The following is a 17,552-nucleotide window of genomic DNA, read 5'->3' as shown; positions in this document are numbered from 1 at the left end:
AGCTTATTATTTACAAAATCACAATAAAAAGCAATGATAAATATTCCCAATACCAAACTTATATTTCTATAAAAAAGAAGTAGCATAATCGCTACTTCTTGTTTTTTTGTTTCTCATATTGTTCAAACGTATGAATTCTTTCAAAAATCGGTGGATGTGTGTATAAGAAAAATTTTACTAACGCTGGTGGATTCACTTGACTTAAACTTGTTTTTGATAAATATTGAAAAGTTTTCACACCTGATTTCCCATCTTTCGTCATATTTAAAGCGTATTGATCTGCTGCGCGTTCTTCTATTCGTGAAACGTAGTTTGTTGCTGGTTGTGATGCAAAAGATAATAAAGAGGAAATTAAGAAAAACAAAGGTAAAATTGAAAAACATGCCATTTTGGAAATTTGCAGCGTATCTCCCCATTTTCGAATACACATATTTAAAATACGACTAATTACATACATACCTATAAACGATATGAAAATATAACTCGCAACGCCCCAATATATATGTTTCATTACGTAATGTCCCATTTCATGGGCCATAATAAATAAAATCTCTTTATCTTTTAATTGCTGAAGTGTTGTATCCCACATTACAATACGAAGGTTTTTTCCAATTCCTGTTACATATGCATTTAACGAATTCGTTTTTTCCGACATATTTACTTCATATACATGTTCAGATGGAATATCAGCTTTATCTGCCATCGCTAAAATTTTCGTTTCTAATTCCTTATTTTTCAGCGTTGAAAAATCATTATAAAGTGGATCAATTACAACAGGTTGCACGAACGTTAAGAAAATTGTAAACGGTACAGAGAGTGCCCATCCTGCTAGCCACCATCTCTTCGGAAATTTACGGATGAGCCATAAAAGAACTGTAACAATGAGTAACATCGTCGCATAATTAACCCAAAAATCGATAACGTGATCTTTTATCCAACTTTGTGTACTTTGCGTGGAAATACCGTAATCAACCGACACTTTACGCCCAAACCATTGCATCGGTAATGCCAGTACCGTTGTGAGTAATGATAAATAAAAGAAATAAATCGCAACTTGTAAGACACTTATTTTAGTCGTTTCCTTTGACCATTTCTCAAACTTTTTTGAAATACCGAGCACGAGTACAAATAATAAAATAATCCATTCAAGAGGCGTCGCTAAAAAGAACAGTAAATTTTTCACGCGCGAATAATCTTGGCTTAGCGTAAGCTCCCTTGCATTCATAAACGTTTCTGGATCCGCACTCGTACCTTTATACATGTCCGGAATGAGTTCATGATTCCATCCAAATAAATACCAATATATAAGCAACGCAAATCCAACGTACAAAAAAAGCGACCACCCAATAACTTTCCTCACGCTATTCCCTCCTCTATGCTGCCTGTCTATTATTATTGTAAGTTCGTACATGCTAAATTAGAACAAGCTAATTACGAGAATTGCTCGAGAGCCTTCTATTTACATAAAGTGAAACTTTAATCAGTGGGGGTTTTCTTCATCCCCCATTGATTATTAGCCTTCACCAATCGGGCTTTTACGGGCAGTTGATCCCCCGCCTAATTTCTTTGCTGTCACTGAATTTTGAGGTGGGGGTCTTACTGCCCGTTAATGCGGGATAAAAAAAACTCTTCTACATAAGAAGAGTTTCACCTATTTTTAGACACTTTCCCCGGTTCATAATTCGGAATAAGAAAAGCACTTACAAACCAGCACATTAAACCAGCGTCTTTTACATATTTTACATATTCATAGTCTTGAAAAAATAGCGTCGTTATAATAATCGTAAAAAAACCTACTAAAACAAATATATACCCTATTTGTTTCTTCGATAACATAAGTACTTATCCCCCTTAAGGCAGTACATCTATTAACAAACTGAAATCTTGTACAGAAAAAGAACTATATTTCATAATACCTTGTACAGCTAAAAGTAAAACAAGACCGATCACACACATATAGTTAACACTTTCGCCACCCTTTTTTTCAGTAACCATGCCACCACTTATACATAAGACCCCTAATAAATGGAGCGCTAAATATATGAAAAAGTAGGCTTCCTCCCAGCGGAGAATAACATTTACTGTCGTTATTAGCACTATGCTAAGTAAAATCAAATAAAAAAACTTATTTGATGATATTGTTTCATTCATATAATTTTATACATTCCTTTCAAATTTAGAATTAATGATGTCTCAAAGCTATAAAGTAAATGATTGTTTTCATACCATAAAACAAAAGGAAAGCTCCCATTACTTTCGCGAATACTTTATGAACCCGCACATACTTCTCTTCATTTTTTCTGAAGATACGCTTCATCATTGCTTCTAACATTAGACCGAATATTATTAAAATCCCTAATACAATAAGAAGAGAAATAATATTTTCTTTTAAATGAGTACTAGAAAATAAGTAATACTCCGGAAACACAATTGTATCTACTACAAGTTAAAAAGCCAATGACAAAAGCCTTTATCACACATATCTGTAATACACGTAGCATCTATAGTGTCTTTCAATATTTTTTCAATCGTTTTCTTCGTCTCATTTATCACCCACTACATCTGCAAAACTCTTTACCTGCTCTGCGTATATAACTGGCACTTCTTTACTCCAGTATTTGCGGTTAACAAATAAAAAGATGAGTACTAAATTTAATCCTGTTATAAAAATAATCAGTCCTGGAAAGAACGTCGTATAGTTTGAGAAATCTGCAAAACTCATGATCTTTTCTCTACTTACTAGGAACGATGCACAAAGTACAAATGTATTATTTAACATATGTATCGCAATTGGCATGAGTAAGCTTTTCGTACGAATATATACGATTGATAATACGATACTAAATACGGCAGCACCGAGAAAATCGACATGTAATATCGCAAATAAAAGTGCCACTGCAATCATCGCTATACTCGTTCCCCATTTCGCAGCAAAGCGCTGAAGTAAAAATCCACGAAAAACAAATTCCCCAATAATAGGTGCGATAAATACAACCATAATAAATTGATATATATATCCCCCGGCACTATCTATAATCGGTTCGTGTAAAGCATTCATAATAAAATCTGGTGTAATCCATGCAAAGCTGTACATGTACAAAATCAAATACCCGTAACTGAACATGCACAACATAATCGTAATGTATATAACTTGCACCAAGTTAAATGTTTCATTTTTATTAAGAAATAATGAAAATGAAACACGGTGCTTTCTATACTCATAAAAAATCCATGCAATCGGAAGGATATAAAATATAAGTATATTTATAAAAGATGAATTTTGTATATAAAATGTACTTTCTAGCAATTTTTCACTACTTCTCGCTACTAAAATTAATAGTGCAAATACAATTAAAAAATATCTAGCTCGCATCATTTGAAACGGATTCACACTCATCTCCTCCCCTATGTTACTTTTATCATATCATTTGATTCTTAATTTTTTATAAAAGAAAACCTTAAATTTTCCTTAAAAATTCCATATGTTACAAAAAGATGATATGATATTCGAGGAAATTAAGGGGGATTCTTATGTATCAAGCAAATATATTACTCGTCGATGATGAAACAGCAATTTTACAACTACTAACTACCATTCTTGAAAAAGAAGGTTTTTCTCATATTACAACTGCAACATCAGCTGAAATAGCTTTATCTCTCATCGAACAAAACAATTACGATTTAATTATTTTAGATGTCATGCTTCCTGGACAATCTGGTTTTGATATTTGTCCAATTATTCGCCAACAAACAGATTGTCCGATTTTCTTCCTATCAGCGAAGGCATCTGATCTAGATAAAATATCTGGATTTTCATACGGTGCAGATGATTATATTACGAAGCCATTTAATCCATTAGAAGTCGTAGCTCGTATGAAAGCACAACTTCGAAGACATATGAAACAAACCGTACCACACGAACAAAAAGCACACTCCATTTCATTTGGGAGATTTGAAATTGATCAACATTCCGCAGAACTTACAGTAAATGGACACGTTGTCGAATGTTCCGCTCAACTGTTTCAACTACTACTCTTCTTTTGTGAGAATCCGAACTACGTATTTTCGAAAGAAGAAATATACGAAAAAGTTTGGGGAGCACCCGCCTATAATGGCGATGACAATACTGTTATGGTCCACATTCGAAAGCTACGCGAAAAAATTGAACAAGACCCAAGTAAACCAGAATACATAAAAACTGTTCGCGGACTTGGCTATAAGTTCGTTACAAAGTAGGGTGACGATATGAATCTTAATAAACGGCTTATCATCCAATTTATACTGCAACACGTTTTTGTTTTAGTTACATTACTTATTGCTGTAGTCGCTGCTTTCACTTATTTAATTTTTCTTGTTACTAGTATTTCATACGAACCTAACATTCCGGATTCTGATAGTTTTACAATTTCAAGATATATCTCTTCAGAAGATGGCGATATTACGTTAAAAACGGAAGTAAAAGATTTAATTAAAGAGAAAAATGATTGGATTCAGATTGTAGAGGAAAACGGGAAAGTCCTCTATCAATTTAATACACCAAGTGATGTCCCAACTTCTTATACAAAAACATCTTTACTCGCACATATACAGAATCATATAGAAAGCCCTTATACATTTACATATTGGGAAATTGAAGTAGAAGAAAAAAACGTACTTGTTATTTATGGCGGTATGTTAAAAAGTAATGCATTACTAAAAACAATTCAGAAAGAACACCCTTCTGTATCTACAGATTCGTTCACATTAACGGAACAAGAAAAACAGTTACTCTCTAAAGAAAAAGCAACAATGCAAATATTTAATCATAATGGCGAAGAGGTTTTTTCCTATCCGACTGGAAAGAAAAAAACACTTTCAACAATACAGACTGCTCTTAACGAAAAAGAACCGTGGAATCATAAAGAAAACACGTCTAGCTTTTACGATGCAAATAGCGGTCAGCTTCTCGTCGTTACAGCAAAAAATGAACGATACTACCCAGATGACGAAATTGAGGATGTATTTACTAAGAAGTTTCTAATCGGATGCGGATTAATCCTTCTTATCGTCTTTGTTTATTTAGTCATTCTATCTATTTGGTACGGAAATAAGTTTGGGAAACCGTTACTACACGCAATGCGTTGGCTTAAAAATATCGCTGGTGGAAAATATGAAGAGCCTGTTAGTAAAAAAGGAAAACCAGTTCGATTCAGGCGATCTGGTAAAGAAAAATGGTCATTTCGCTTATTTAGAGATGTTACTAGCTCACTAGAGCACCTTTCAATTACACTCAAAAAAAATGATGCGATGAGGCAAGTACTGCAGCAAACACGTGAAGAATGGATTACCGGTCTAACGCACGATTTAAAAACACCACTTAGCTCTATATATGGCTACGCATTATTACTAGAATCAAAGCAGTATAACTGGACTGATCGTGACATTCAGCAATTCGGCAGCGTTATGAAAGAGAAATCTCAATATATGACTACACTAATTGACGATTTAAGCTTAACGTATCAATTAAAAAATAACAGCCTTCCTGCCCAGCACGTAAACATTGAAATGAATCAATTCGTCCAAAAAGTATTATTACAATTTATTAATAATCCGACACTGCAAAATCAAAATATTGAATTCGTACCGAGCTCAAATAAAATTCAATATTTCATTGAAGAAAAATGGTTCCAGCGTATTATCGAAAACTTACTAGCAAACGCTGTGAAACATAATAATGAAACGACAAATGTAATCGTAAAGCTTTCGCAGGATGTAAATTCATTTACACTATCTATTTCAGATAACGGAAAAGGAATGGACGATAAAACGAAAGAACTTTTATTCGAGCGATATTACAGAGGGACTAATACAGAAGAAAGCAACATCGGAACTGGACTTGGTCTCGCCATTACGAAACAGCTCGTTCATGCCCATAACGGGACAATTTCTATTGATAGTGAACTCGGGAAAGGAACGACGATTGTTCTTGTATTTCCGTTTCGTTCATAAAAAAGGTGCTTTACAAAAGCACCTTTTCTTTAATACTCTTCTATGATAACAATTAATAACTTCCGGATTTGTTCATATATGCTTAGTTGGCGATTCAATTCCACATATTGTTCCATATACCTATAAATATTCTGGATACGCTTGTAAAAAGCTTTTATACAACAACTCTCTTTGTAATTCCAGAATTTTTTAGAAAAAAGAACATAACTCAAATTCCCATCTATTAATGACGTATAACTGTAAAAATCATCCACAAAAGAACCTGTCTTATATTCCTCTTCAATTCTTTCTATATCTTCCGATGGGTATGGTATTTCTAACTCTTCTTTTAAATATTCAAGCTTTTGACGAAGTCCATGTTAATTTTTACTATGTCTTCTCTCCTATTTCCCTACTAACACAAACACATTCTCATCAGGCGCTTCCATTACCGCAACATGTCCTGATTCTGTTGGAAATGGTTCACGAATCCATTTTACATCTTTATTATCTTTTAAACTTTCATACGTTTGTTGTACATCTTCTACTAATACTTCGACTTCCATAAAATTAATATCCGGATGATTACTTATTACTAACTCCGAACTTTTTTCATCTAGAAACTTCAATCCTATTAACGTCCAAATAACCCCTTCTTCTAGTTCTCTTTCTATAATCCAGTTTTGCTTCATTCCCATTTCTTTATAAAAAGAAACCGACTTCTCTATATCCTTCGTATGTATAGATACACATTCTAGTTTTTTGAACATCTTCCCATTTCCCCCTTTATTAAAAAGCGAACCATCTCCCAATGATTCGCTTTTACCCTATTATTATTTTTTCTTCACCGGTATCCAAAGCTCTACTTGAGCGAACTCACTCTTATCTTCGTGGCAACGCTCATCATATAGTTCAAACTCTGTAACGCCGCAATGTTCATATCCTGAATGCGGGAACCATTCTGAAAATACTGCATTCCACGTTTGATGAATAGACGACACCATTTCTGCATGAGGAACTTTCGGTGTTGTAAATACGGCATATGTTGCTGCCGGGAAAGTACGCTTTGCAACCTCATTTGGTACATTTTCAAAGTCTGTAACTTCCATTCCGATAATATAAGTGAAGTCCCCTGTTTCTAAATTAAAATCTGTACATAATCCAAGTTCTACCCATTGGCTCGTATCTTTACGATTCGGAATCGTTGTTCCAAGATCTTTTTGTAAATATTCTTGCCAAAATGCTGGAATGTCTTGGTGGTTTTTCCCTTCTTTACTTGTCGTCTTCAGTTCATAACCTGCCATTAAAAATTCTGGTTTATTTACAATACGATATTCCATTTGTATGCCCCCTAAATACGGATTTAATTTTCTTTGTTTTACATTCACACTGTAATACATCGGTGTTTCAATTTCTTGTTTTCGATATTCACTCGGTGTCATTTGAAATAATTTTTTAAAGGCTCTCGTGAACGTTTCATGAGATTGAAAGCCATGCTCAAACGCGATATCAATAACTTTTTCATCCGTATGAGAAAGTTGATAAGCTGCCCGGGCTAACCTCCTCTTTCGAACATACTCCATTACTGTATCACCTACTAACGCCTGAAATACACGATGAAAATGCGACTCAGAAAAACCTGCAATGCGAGCTAAATTACGCAGCGTCTGTTTTTCCATTACATCTTCCTCAATATAATCAATGGACCTTTGAATTTGTGTTTCATAGCTTTCCATCTCTGTTCACCCGCCTTATATGTATTATGATAAAAGAGAATCCTATCCAATTCTTGACGTTTTTTACTATAATTTTAAAAACAAATGTAACTTTTTTATATGTATTTCGTTGTTATGTATGAAGGGAGGGAAATTAGTGAAACGCAAACAATCATTAGAAGACATTTATTCAGATCATATGCATGATTTATTTCGCTATCTTCTCTCCCTAACCGGAGATTCCCACTACGCGGAAGATCTTATGCAAGAAACATTTTACCGAATGCTCGTCCATATTGACTATTACAAAAGAGAAGAAATTAGACCTTGGTTATTTACAATTGCCTACAACGCCTTTATCGATTGGTATCGAAAAGAAAAGAAATATAAAACAACTGAAATTGCAGAATTCCATTTACCAAACGTGCCAAGTACAGAACAGGCATATTTCGTAAAACATGAGGTTACTAGTTGGTTAGACCGTTTATCCTCACTTCCGCTCGAAAGACGAAACGTGCTACTACTACGAGATTACTACGGATTCTCTTATAAGGAAATAGCAGAAATGACCGGTCTCTCATTAGCGAAAGTGAAAATTGAATTACACCGCGGACGAAAAGAAGCAAAAAGCATAAAGGAGTGATACAGATGGGTTGTGCAGAGTTTAAAAAACTATGGGAAAAGTACGAAAACGGAACGCTCACGCATGATGAACAAGAGCAGTTAGAAAGTCATATTGAGACATGTGAAGAGTGTGAAGCTTACTTAGATGAGCTGTTAGTAAAAACAGAGCCACTTAAGAAAAAGTTACCGCCAAAGGATATGAAAATTCCTTTTTGGAGAATTAAATGGAAAAATCGATTACAAATGTTTGGTTTCATCCTATCTATTTGTATCGTCATATATGTGATTGGTGGGATATTATCAGCCTTTTATTTTCAAACTAATAATGATAAAAGACTAGAAGAAATAAGAAGTGTTCCTTCTCTTGCAATTGAAGCAACTCTTCCCAATAGTCATGTTACGGGCGGTGGAACAAGTGTAGAAGCTTTCTTTCGTACAAATAGCCACTTTAATTTAGTGAAAACAGTCGGCAAAAAAGAAATTTCACTGGGTACATTAGAAACAAGTAGCTTCTTATCATCTGTAAATGTCTTAAATAAATCTTGGATGAATACATTCTATCAGCCAAAACTCTTCTTCGTTCACCCAAAAACAGAACCGGGTGATTATTTAAAAGAATCTTCAAAAAAAGTGTGGGATACACTTACAAAAGTACATGAAGGAACCGTTGCAGAAGTAGCAATTTCTTTTGACAAACTTTACACTTTAAAAGAATTAGAACCGCTTCTATATAGCGTATTTGGTGCACAAGAAATGCCGCCAACTCCTTTATGGTACGCTTTAGACACAGGACAAGAAAGAATAAATGAAGAAAATTTCATCCTATCTGGGAGCGACTTTATTGGATTTCCAGAACACATAAGATTCCTTGATGATGAAACAGAAAATCAGAAAACGCAAGAGGGTAAAGTAATTGAAATGATGCGTATTCTTTCGACACATAAAAAAACTGTAAGTAAAGTTGCTATGCTTCCTGAAAGCGAACTAAACTTAGATAAACGTTATAAATATGTAAAAGATAACGGCGTAAAAGTATATGGCATTGTCATTACCGGCCCGTCGAAAGAATTATTAAAATTACAAAACTCCCCGCACGTACGTTATGCGACTCTTGGAGATATTGAAATGTGGAATTGGTTTGATAATTAACAGGAAAGAAGTAGAGCATCCAAAAGTGATGCTCTACTTCTTTTTAATTAGAAATCACTTTCACATACATCCCTCTCACCGATTTTTCATAAGCGATATCGCTCATCTCTCTTATTTTTTCTGATACGACAGATGACTGAACGATTTTCCCTTCACGAAGTAATGGCGGATCAATAAGACGGACTTTATTTTTCTGATGTAAATCATACTCACTTCTATCTTCTCTTACTTTTACATTTGGATGGACTTTTCTTAATAAAGCATGTACTTCTGAATCGTTACATAGCTGCAATTTTACTATAAGCTCATGATCTTCAAGAAGAAAATCATCTGCATGAATAACTTGTTTATGAAGAGCTAACTTTAACGTCTTAGCTAACATATCATTTCCGTAAATATTAGTTGGTTGCATAAAGAAATCGATTACTTCTTTGTAATACGTTTCTGTAAACCATTCTGCCATTTTGATATTTTGAAGAACCATTTTCCCATCTACTTCGATGACATCCGATAAAAAATTGTGAACTTCTTCTAAAGAAACATATCCGTATGTATACATATCTCGTAATGTGTAATCCACCCGGTCTGCACATAATTCCGGCGCGGATCTTTCCAGTAACGTCCACTTCGAATCATCTAACAAAATATCTTCATAGTTATAACCATACTTTGAAAGAATTGCTGGAATTTCTGAGTTTTTCACAACAGAACTAAATATCTCTTCATGATAACTTTCATTCATATTATCAAAAACGTAATCTATTACATGAGAAAAAGTAGTATGTGATACGTCATGCAGTAAACCAGCAATCTGTTCTTCTACCGAACCACCTAGTTTTTTTATTAACAACATAACACCAACTGAATGATTAAATCGCGTTACATTCCATTTCTCATTCATTAAGTAACTTGCTCCGGTTTGATGAATCCCCTTCAACCTTTGCACTGGTTTACTTAAAATTAATTCTTCTAACACTTGATCTACTTCAAATTCTCCGTATAGTACATCTGATATGATCACTTACAGTCCCCCTTTTCAAGCAGATTCTTTTTATAGTATCTCTTTTTTAAAGAAGAGTAAATATACTATTCTATCATTCCAATATGAACGTTCTGTTTTCAAAAAAGCGGTCCTCTATTCTCATCAAGTTAAATCATAGAAATTAAAATATTTCCACAGTTCTTCTTTTTTGTTTTAATAGATTTATAAATGCATATTCATTTCAAAACAGAAATAATTGAAAATCGATTCACCATTATAGTATGAAAGGTCGGATAACTATGGGTAGTTATTTTCCAAAAGCGGGGAAGCTCATTGGTGGAATCATTATACTTCTTATTTTGCTTTCATCTCTTTGGCTTATATGGATCGGAGAAACAAACATTCGTTACAGTGGGGATCATACGGGCACACTGCCTTTTTGGAACAAGTGGATCCCTGTTATTGTCGGTATACTCCTTGTTCGTTTCTTACCATCTCATCATAAAAACTATAATCCCCTTCAACAATTTGAACTAAGGCGCATCATAATTCAAACTGTTATTTTATTCTCGAGTGGTTTCCTCTTCACGATTTGTCTCCTCACCACGAACTTTGAAGGAATGACATTACAATTGTGGTTTATGATATTTAAAATTATTTTATTATTATTCACTCCATTAATGCTTCTTTTATTTTATAAAAGTAACCCCGAAAAAGAACGACAAAAGCCTGTAAAATCAACGGGAGGTAATAGATGGTATCGGTCTACACCACTTATTGTCATTATAGTCTGGGGTTACTTCAACTTCTTTTCTACATTCTCTACACCATTTGTTTCAGCGAGAATGGAACCCACGATTTTAATCTTAATTTTACTTGTAGGATTTCTTATAAATGGTGTACTGGAAGAGCTTTTTTATAGAGTTTGGTTGCAAACACGTTTGGAACTATTACTAGGTACTTGGCCGGCTATACTTCTTACATCATTGTTATGGGCGAGCTGGCATATTGCATTACACGGCTCTGGTCATTGGGATATTGATACAGCTACGGTTATTGTGAACCATGGTATCGTAGGTCTATTCCTTGGATATTTGTGGGCGCGTTATCGTAAGGTATGGGTAATTATTATTGTTCATGGATTAATTAATGCACATCCACAACAACTAATTGAGATTATATTCAAGTAAAGGTCGCGATTACGAAATAAAAAATAAAAGGGATTATACATATTAATCATGTATAATCCCTTTTATTTAACCTTATTCAAACGTAACTTCTACCTGCACAATCTCCGACCTACTACCAAGTCTAAGCGGCGGTCCCCAAAATCCGAATCCAGAAGAAACAATTGCGTGGAATGCGCCTTTTTGTGCGTATCCCCAGTCTAGCTCGTACATTCTTCTCGTTACAATATGATTTGGTGCCATTTGTCCGCGGTGCGTGTGACCGGATAATAATAAGTCTACACCTGCCGCTGCTGCTTGTTTTAACTCAAATGGCTGGTGATCCATTGCTATAACAGGCATCGATTTATCCACTGTACTCATAAGTTGTTCAAAGCTTTGGCGATCTCGCTCTGTTTTATCTCTTCTTCCAACGAGATAAAAGTCATCTTCAATTGTGATCCCTTCATCTAAAAGAATACGAATATCAATCTTATCCATCTCTTGTAAAAACTCCGGAACCGCTCTGCCGTAGTATTCATGGTTTCCTAAAACGCCATATACGCCTAATGGAGCTTTCATTTGTTGCATAATATAACCCATGTTTTTTTGAATAAATACCCCAGGATGATCATCGATAATATCCCCTGGCAGTAAAATAATATCAGGCTCCATTTCATTTACGTGACGGACAAGTCTTTTTAAATGCGAAACACCAGACAGTTTACCGAAATGCATATCAGAAGCCATCGCAATACGTAAACTTTTGCGGCCCTTCACCTTTTTCGGTATGTGCACTTCATATTTTCTTACTACCGGACTATACGCATTAAATACTCCATATGCAAAGATAAAGATAAACGCAGCTAACACAGCCGCCCCTGTCCAAATAATTGCTGTTTCTTTCTCAACCGAAAACTGTAAAACAAAGACTGTTATATCAGCTAACGGCAATAACATAAGGGCGTATTGTATGACTGCAAACCAAATTGAGCCAATCGTTCGAAGGAATGGGAGAAACTTAAACACTTGCACGAGAATATACGCATAAGAAATAAATCCGACTACGAAAGCATAATACCCCCAGGACTCCCAGCCAAATACTGCATGAAGCCAAACCCATCCGTTCCAGCCGATGTAAAACATAAGTAGCGTGTATATAATTAACATAGTAAATATATTGAAATAACGAAGATTCTTCACAGCTAGCCTCCTTATTGATTTCTTCTATTATAACTTGTTATGCACGTTTAACGTAAATATTAAGCACAGCAATCTTCACAATAAAAACATTGATAAGCACATCGTTTTAAAATTTTTAGGAACTGCTGTAATGGGCATTTTAGAATCTTACGTGTTAGGCGAAATTGATAATGATATTGAATATGTTGCGATGCAGGTTGGGTTGGAAACAACGTAAAAGATGTTGATCAAAAAACATTTAATAAATCATTTACACTAGATTGGAAGAATAAAAAATTGGTAGAGAAAAAATAAAGAAAACCGAACCGCCACTTAGATGACGGTTCGGTTTTTATAGTTCGTTACCTTACTTTCAACAATTGAGCTAGCTCTTTAAGACTCCCTCTCAAAGAAAGTTCGTTATTTATGTTAAAATATTGCGAGTAAGTTTCTGTCCTTAACGATTTTATCACGTATTAAACAAAATCATTTAAAAACGAAGAAAGGATGGTACTAACATGGAAAACGTATCAGATTTACATAAAGAGGAATCAATAAAATCCTTACAGTCAACAATCCGTAAACTCGAAAGTGCCTTGTCACAAATGACTCAGAAAGGCTCAAATACTACGTTAGTAAAGAAACGCCTCCAGGCAGCTTGTATCGGCTTAGCAATGCTAGATAGTGTTTGGAATCAAAAACCTCATCATTACAACCAGGAAGATTTAGCAGAAGCTCGCAATGTTCTTATCGGTTTGCTCCCATCAATTGAAAAAATTTACGTTAAGTCAAAGGTTGGTAGTCCTCAAAGAACTCTTTTAGAAAGAAGGATTAAATCTTTGGAACTTGCTATTCAAGCGATTAATAACACTTCTAATGAGTAACTTTTCCAACTAAAAAGTGGCAGGTGCTTTCATTCATTAAGAACAAAACAACTGTAAAGAGCCTTACTACAAACGTGTAGCAAGGCTTTTATTTCGAGCTTTATTATTTATAAGTACAATTATAAGCAGATTAATTTATCGTCTTAAACCCATTGTACTCATCCTTTTATTGATAATAATTATCAATAAATATCAAAAATAATAAACACCCCATCAAATGATGAATGTTTATTTATTACACAAATATGCTTTACGATCATTTTTAAATAATAAATAGTGCGCTGTATGAACTTTCCTCTCCAAATAATCAATTGAATACGTACCAGATGGATCTACTAAATCACCAATTGCTCCTGAAAGCTGGTCAATTACTTTCTGCAGTGTTTCTAAGTTTTTCTTCTCATTTTCAGCGTTCATTTCATCCATAATATCACAAATAAGATATTGCACTCGCCGCAAACGTAATTCCTTCTGCTCCATGTATATCTCCTCCCTACTAGTCATATTACGGTTTAAATATATGGCGTCATAGCTTAACCAATGCAAAAAAATAGAGGCAACCAACTTCATAAAGCTGGTTGCCCCATTCTTACACTTGCATCGCTTTTTCTCTCAAAGCTCTTCTTAACAACTTACCCGTCGTATTCTTCGGCAATTCTGTTAAAAACTCTATGCTCATTGGCACTTTATATTTTGCTAAATGTAACGTGCAATAATGCATCAGCTCTTCTTCTGTTATGTTCGTTTGTTTCAGAACGACGAAAGCACGCACTGCTTCTCCTAAGTTTTCGTCTGGTACACCAATTACGACAACTTCAGCTACTGATTCATGCGTATATAGTACCTCCTCTACTTCACGAGGGTAGACGTTATAACCACCAACTAGGACGATATCTTTTTTACGATCAACGATATAGAAGTAACCTTCTTCATCCATTTTCGCTAAGTCTCCTGTATATAGCCAGCCATCTTTTAATGTCGCAGCTGTATCTTCTGGTGCATTATAGTAACCCTTCATAACGTTAGGTCCACGAACAATTAATTCACCGACTGCGCCGACTGGTACGTCTTCCCCAAGTTCATTCACAATTTTATTTTCTACATGCCAAATATTTGTGCCGATTGACCCTGGTTTACGCGGGCGATCTAACGGATTGAAACAAGTAACTGGTGATGCTTCTGATAAACCGTATCCTTCTGAAACAATTACGTCAAAACGTTTTTCAAAGTTTTGCAGAAGAGCAACAGGCATTGACGCACCACCTGAAATACAAAGACGAAGTGTCTTCACGTCTTCTGCGCTTGCTTCTTCAAATAAATATAAGTAATTGTACATCGTCGGTACACCAGCAAAAATCGTTGGTTCATACGTACGACAAATACGGAACACTTCTTTCGGACTAAACTTCGGTAACATTAAAATCGTTGCCCCGTTCACAATCGGTGCATTTACCGCAACTGTTAAACAGAATACATGGAACATCGGCAGTGCCGCAACGACGCGATCATCGGCCGTATATTGTAAATACGACGCCACATCGCTTGCGTTACTATATAAATTTTTATGTGTTAACATAGCACCTTTTGGTTTTCCAGTTGTGCCTGAAGTGTAGAGGATAACCGCTACATCTTCTTCATCTAGTTCCGGACCTTCGTAAGTCGCATCTCCAGTTCCTATAAAACTAGTAAACGTTTTCATTTTTTCGGTTTCTATATGATTAAAATCTGATGAGGTTTCGCATATGATGATGTTCTCTAGTGAAGGAAGTCTTGTTGTAAGAGATTGTATAACAGGTAGAAGGACGTCGAGTACGATGATTGTTTTTACATCTCCATTTTGTAAAATATAATGCATTTCATCTGCTGTATAAATTGGATTAACTGGTATAACAGTTGCCCCGGCTTTCATTGTTCCGTATAAACCGACTAAAAAATGTGGTGAATTCCCAACAACTAATGCGACATTGTCCCCTTTTCCAATGCCCATTTCTGCTAAATTGCTAGAAAACCTTGTGACCATTTTGTTTAATTGGTCATATGAGACCGACTGATCCATAAAAACATAAGCCGGTTTATCCCCCTTCTTTTTTGCCGTTTCAGCCAAAGATTGAACGAGATTCACACAAACCCCACCTTTATAAAATTTAGAATATTTAAAAATTCTAAATTAATTATATTAAAAGAAAATTAAAGTGGCAAGTAATATCCTATTAACTGCATATACACGGCGTACTTCCTATTGAATAACTTTGGAAAAATATAGTGATTTCACTTACCAGCAAATTATTAAACGAGGACAGAAATCATTTTAGGATAATATGCACCTATCTTTTCTCTAAGCTTTTCAAGTTCTTCTTTATTTAAACTTGTATGCTCTCCATACAAGTTTATCGCGTCCGCTCCATTTTCATGAAAGTACACTGTAACATATACTGTCGGTAACCCTGTATCGTTTTCATCTATAGACAAGACAACATCTGGTATTTTACCAACAGTACTAAACATTTCATTTCTTTTCCATTTCTTACTTTGAAACATAGTTTGTATATCATCTATCTTTCGTTTGTTATCCGTATGCGTATAATATATAACATTATCCTTCGCTGGTTTTCCAATAGATAAAGTTGTACGACTTGAGGAGGTTTCATCGTTACACGCTGTCATCCCGATGAGGAAGCTGAGCAATAATACAACGCACATTATTCTTTTCATTTTGATCCACCTCCTTTTATTATGTATATTCCTTTATAAGGGGCAGATGACTTGTGAGTGGTGTTTTGAGGAAGATATTTGTGATAAGTGAAATTATATTAGCCGTAACTCAAAACCAAAAGTGACAATCCACACAAAAAGAAAGAGGCTGCCTTTTATGACAGCCTCCCCCATTTTTAGAAGAATAAATGTAAGAAATCTTCTGTTGTAATATTACCGAAGTAGCGTGCGATATCTACGCCTTCTAAAGCTGCAGTGAATGCATCTTTATCAAACTGTACGCCTGTTAAGCGTTCTTCAATGTCATTAACATCTAGTGATCCGAAGAAGTCACCGTAAATTTTACATTCTGTTACTGTTCCTTTTTTCACTTCAAGACGAACGTCAACTTGTCCAACTGGGAAGCGGTGTGAATGTTGTAAGTTGAACTTCGGAGATTTTCCGTAGTTCCAATCCCAATTTTGGTAGCGCTCTTCAGAAAGTTTATGTATTTCATTCCAATCCGCTTCTGTTAATTCGTACGTTGGAATTTCTGTTTCACCTTCGAAAATGGTTTCTAGAAGAAGTTGTCTAAACTCTTCTGTCGTCATTTTTTCGTTTAAGAACTCTGTAATATTCGCAACGCGGCTACGGATTGATTTAATTCCTTTTGATTGAATCTTATCCATTTTTACTTTTAATGCCGATACGACGTGATCGATTTCAGAGTCAAATAGTAACGTACCGTGACTGAACATACGACCTTTCGTAGAGAACTGCGCGTTACCTGAAATTTTTCTACCTTCAGCTAAAATGTCGTTACGACCACTTAGTTCTGCATTTACGCCTAATTTACCAAGCGCTTTCGTTACAGGCTCTGTGAATTTTTTGAAGTTGCTGAAACTGTCTCCACCATCCTTCGTAATAAAGCTGAAGTTTAAGTTTCCTAAATCATGATATACTGCACCTCCGCCTGATAGACGACGAACGACATGAATACCTTTTTCTTTTACGTAATCTGCATTAATTTCTTCTACTGTGTTTTGGTTTTTACCAATGATAATGGAAGGTTCGTTAATGTAGAACAGTAAATATGTTTCGTTAATATCTAAATTCTTCACACAATATTCTTCAATCGCTAAGTTTATTCTAGGATCTGTAATCCCTTTATTATCAATAAATAACATCGTAT

The 17,552-nt window shown here is 35.0% G+C and carries 19 protein-coding genes and 2 pseudogenes; 7 read left to right on the top strand and 14 right to left on the bottom strand.

Going from position 1 to position 17,552, the window contains the following annotated elements; all coding sequences use genetic code 11:
* Positions 1-91: 91 nt before the first annotated feature.
* From ACS2MN_RS06925 to ACS2MN_RS06905, 5 genes and pseudogenes are all read right to left on the bottom strand, one after another.
* Positions 92-1,360, bottom strand: coding sequence for a M48 family metallopeptidase (locus ACS2MN_RS06925; RefSeq protein ID WP_001233309.1), 1,269 nt, complete (start codon positions 1,358-1,360; stop codon positions 92-94).
* 287 nt (positions 1,361-1,647) lie between these two features.
* Complete coding sequence (locus ACS2MN_RS06920) at positions 1,648-1,836, bottom strand: hypothetical protein (RefSeq protein ID WP_098709691.1); 189 nt, start codon at positions 1,834-1,836, stop codon at positions 1,648-1,650.
* A gap of 15 nt (positions 1,837-1,851) precedes the next feature.
* On the bottom strand, positions 1,852-2,151 hold the full coding sequence (locus ACS2MN_RS06915; protein WP_097953198.1) for a hypothetical protein: 300 nt from the start codon (positions 2,149-2,151) through the stop codon (positions 1,852-1,854).
* Between the two features lie 31 nt (positions 2,152-2,182).
* Positions 2,183-2,481, bottom strand: a pseudogene (locus ACS2MN_RS06910) (malate synthase).
* Between the two features lie 61 nt (positions 2,482-2,542).
* Positions 2,543-3,391 (bottom strand): CPBP family intramembrane glutamic endopeptidase, encoded by an 849-nt coding sequence (locus tag ACS2MN_RS06905; protein ID WP_346994087.1) that lies wholly within the window; start codon positions 3,389-3,391, stop codon positions 2,543-2,545.
* Positions 3,392-3,531: 140 nt separating this feature from the next.
* Between ACS2MN_RS06905 and ACS2MN_RS06900 the strand changes: the two genes are divergently transcribed.
* Positions 3,532-4,236: a response regulator transcription factor gene (locus tag ACS2MN_RS06900; protein WP_000283854.1), complete on the top strand. Its 705-nt coding sequence runs from the start codon at positions 3,532-3,534 to the stop codon at positions 4,234-4,236.
* 9 nt (positions 4,237-4,245) lie between these two features.
* Positions 4,246-5,988: an ATP-binding response regulator gene (locus ACS2MN_RS06895; RefSeq protein ID WP_001052535.1), complete on the top strand. Its 1,743-nt coding sequence runs from the start codon at positions 4,246-4,248 to the stop codon at positions 5,986-5,988.
* A 29-nt stretch (positions 5,989-6,017) separates the two neighbouring features.
* On the opposite strand, the pseudogene ACS2MN_RS06890 reads toward ACS2MN_RS06895, so the two are convergent.
* The 3 genes and pseudogenes from ACS2MN_RS06890 to ACS2MN_RS06880 all read right to left on the bottom strand — a co-directional run.
* Positions 6,018-6,311, bottom strand: a pseudogene (locus ACS2MN_RS06890) (YxiJ family protein); the annotation flags it as partial.
* Positions 6,312-6,371: 60 nt separating this feature from the next.
* Positions 6,372-6,737 (bottom strand): VOC family protein, encoded by a 366-nt coding sequence (locus ACS2MN_RS06885; protein WP_000473635.1) that lies wholly within the window; start codon positions 6,735-6,737, stop codon positions 6,372-6,374.
* A gap of 63 nt (positions 6,738-6,800) precedes the next feature.
* Positions 6,801-7,703, bottom strand: a complete 903-nt coding sequence (locus tag ACS2MN_RS06880; protein ID WP_000446845.1) for an AraC family transcriptional regulator — start codon at positions 7,701-7,703, stop codon at positions 6,801-6,803.
* A 136-nt stretch (positions 7,704-7,839) separates the two neighbouring features.
* On the opposite strand from ACS2MN_RS06880, the gene ACS2MN_RS06875 reads away from it, so the two are divergent.
* Entirely contained in the window at positions 7,840-8,325 is a 486-nt protein-coding gene (locus tag ACS2MN_RS06875) for an RNA polymerase sigma factor (RefSeq protein ID WP_346994086.1), read from the top strand.
* A gap of 5 nt (positions 8,326-8,330) precedes the next feature.
* Positions 8,331-9,455 carry an anti-sigma factor gene (locus ACS2MN_RS06870; protein WP_087949039.1) on the top strand — a complete coding sequence of 375 codons (1,125 nt, stop codon included), beginning with the start codon at positions 8,331-8,333 and terminating at the stop codon, positions 9,453-9,455.
* A gap of 43 nt (positions 9,456-9,498) precedes the next feature.
* Here the strand turns inward: ACS2MN_RS06870 and ACS2MN_RS06865 are convergent, their stop codons facing one another.
* Positions 9,499-10,476 (bottom strand): HD domain-containing protein, encoded by a 978-nt coding sequence (locus ACS2MN_RS06865; RefSeq protein WP_000587051.1) that lies wholly within the window; start codon positions 10,474-10,476, stop codon positions 9,499-9,501.
* Positions 10,477-10,736: 260 nt separating this feature from the next.
* Between ACS2MN_RS06865 and ACS2MN_RS06860 the strand changes: the two genes are divergently transcribed.
* Positions 10,737-11,627 carry a CPBP family glutamic-type intramembrane protease gene (locus ACS2MN_RS06860; RefSeq protein ID WP_000536088.1) on the top strand — a complete coding sequence of 297 codons (891 nt, stop codon included), beginning with the start codon at positions 10,737-10,739 and terminating at the stop codon, positions 11,625-11,627.
* A 72-nt stretch (positions 11,628-11,699) separates the two neighbouring features.
* On the opposite strand, the gene ACS2MN_RS06855 is transcribed toward ACS2MN_RS06860, so the two are convergent.
* Positions 11,700-12,806, bottom strand: coding sequence for a metallophosphoesterase (locus ACS2MN_RS06855; protein ID WP_000793640.1), 1,107 nt, complete (start codon positions 12,804-12,806; stop codon positions 11,700-11,702).
* A 34-nt stretch (positions 12,807-12,840) separates the two neighbouring features.
* Here ACS2MN_RS06855 and ACS2MN_RS06850 point away from each other — a divergent pair, with 34 nt between their 5' ends.
* Positions 12,841-13,023, top strand: coding sequence for a hypothetical protein (locus ACS2MN_RS06850; RefSeq protein WP_002042824.1), 183 nt, complete (start codon positions 12,841-12,843; stop codon positions 13,021-13,023).
* A 280-nt stretch (positions 13,024-13,303) separates the two neighbouring features.
* A complete protein-coding gene (locus tag ACS2MN_RS06845) occupies positions 13,304-13,669 on the top strand; it encodes a hypothetical protein (protein WP_000432649.1) in 366 nt (121 codons plus the stop codon).
* Positions 13,670-13,897: 228 nt separating this feature from the next.
* On the opposite strand, the gene ACS2MN_RS06840 is transcribed toward ACS2MN_RS06845, so the two are convergent.
* From ACS2MN_RS06840 to ACS2MN_RS06825, 4 genes are all read right to left on the bottom strand, one after another.
* Positions 13,898-14,149 carry a hypothetical protein gene (locus tag ACS2MN_RS06840; protein WP_000435466.1) on the bottom strand — a complete coding sequence of 84 codons (252 nt, stop codon included), beginning with the start codon at positions 14,147-14,149 and terminating at the stop codon, positions 13,898-13,900.
* Between the two features lie 109 nt (positions 14,150-14,258).
* Positions 14,259-15,791 carry a fatty acid--CoA ligase family protein gene (locus ACS2MN_RS06835; protein WP_001055191.1) on the bottom strand — a complete coding sequence of 511 codons (1,533 nt, stop codon included), beginning with the start codon at positions 15,789-15,791 and terminating at the stop codon, positions 14,259-14,261.
* A gap of 164 nt (positions 15,792-15,955) precedes the next feature.
* The gene (locus ACS2MN_RS06830) at positions 15,956-16,381 is read right to left on the bottom strand and encodes a hypothetical protein (RefSeq protein WP_000822232.1); all 426 of its coding nucleotides are present in this window, start codon (positions 16,379-16,381) and stop codon (positions 15,956-15,958) included.
* Positions 16,382-16,557: 176 nt separating this feature from the next.
* Entirely contained in the window at positions 16,558-17,547 is a 990-nt protein-coding gene (locus ACS2MN_RS06825; protein WP_346994085.1) for a lipoate--protein ligase, read from the bottom strand.
* Between the last annotated feature and the right edge of the window lie 5 nt (positions 17,548-17,552).

Source organism: Bacillus cereus group sp. BceL062, from assembly GCF_051780025.1.
In the GTDB taxonomy this organism is placed as follows: Bacteria; Bacillota; Bacilli; order Bacillales; family Bacillaceae_G; genus Bacillus_A; species Bacillus_A toyonensis.
The sequence above is the reverse complement of the archived record's forward strand: the minus strand, read 5'-3'. Positions and strand labels throughout refer to the sequence as shown.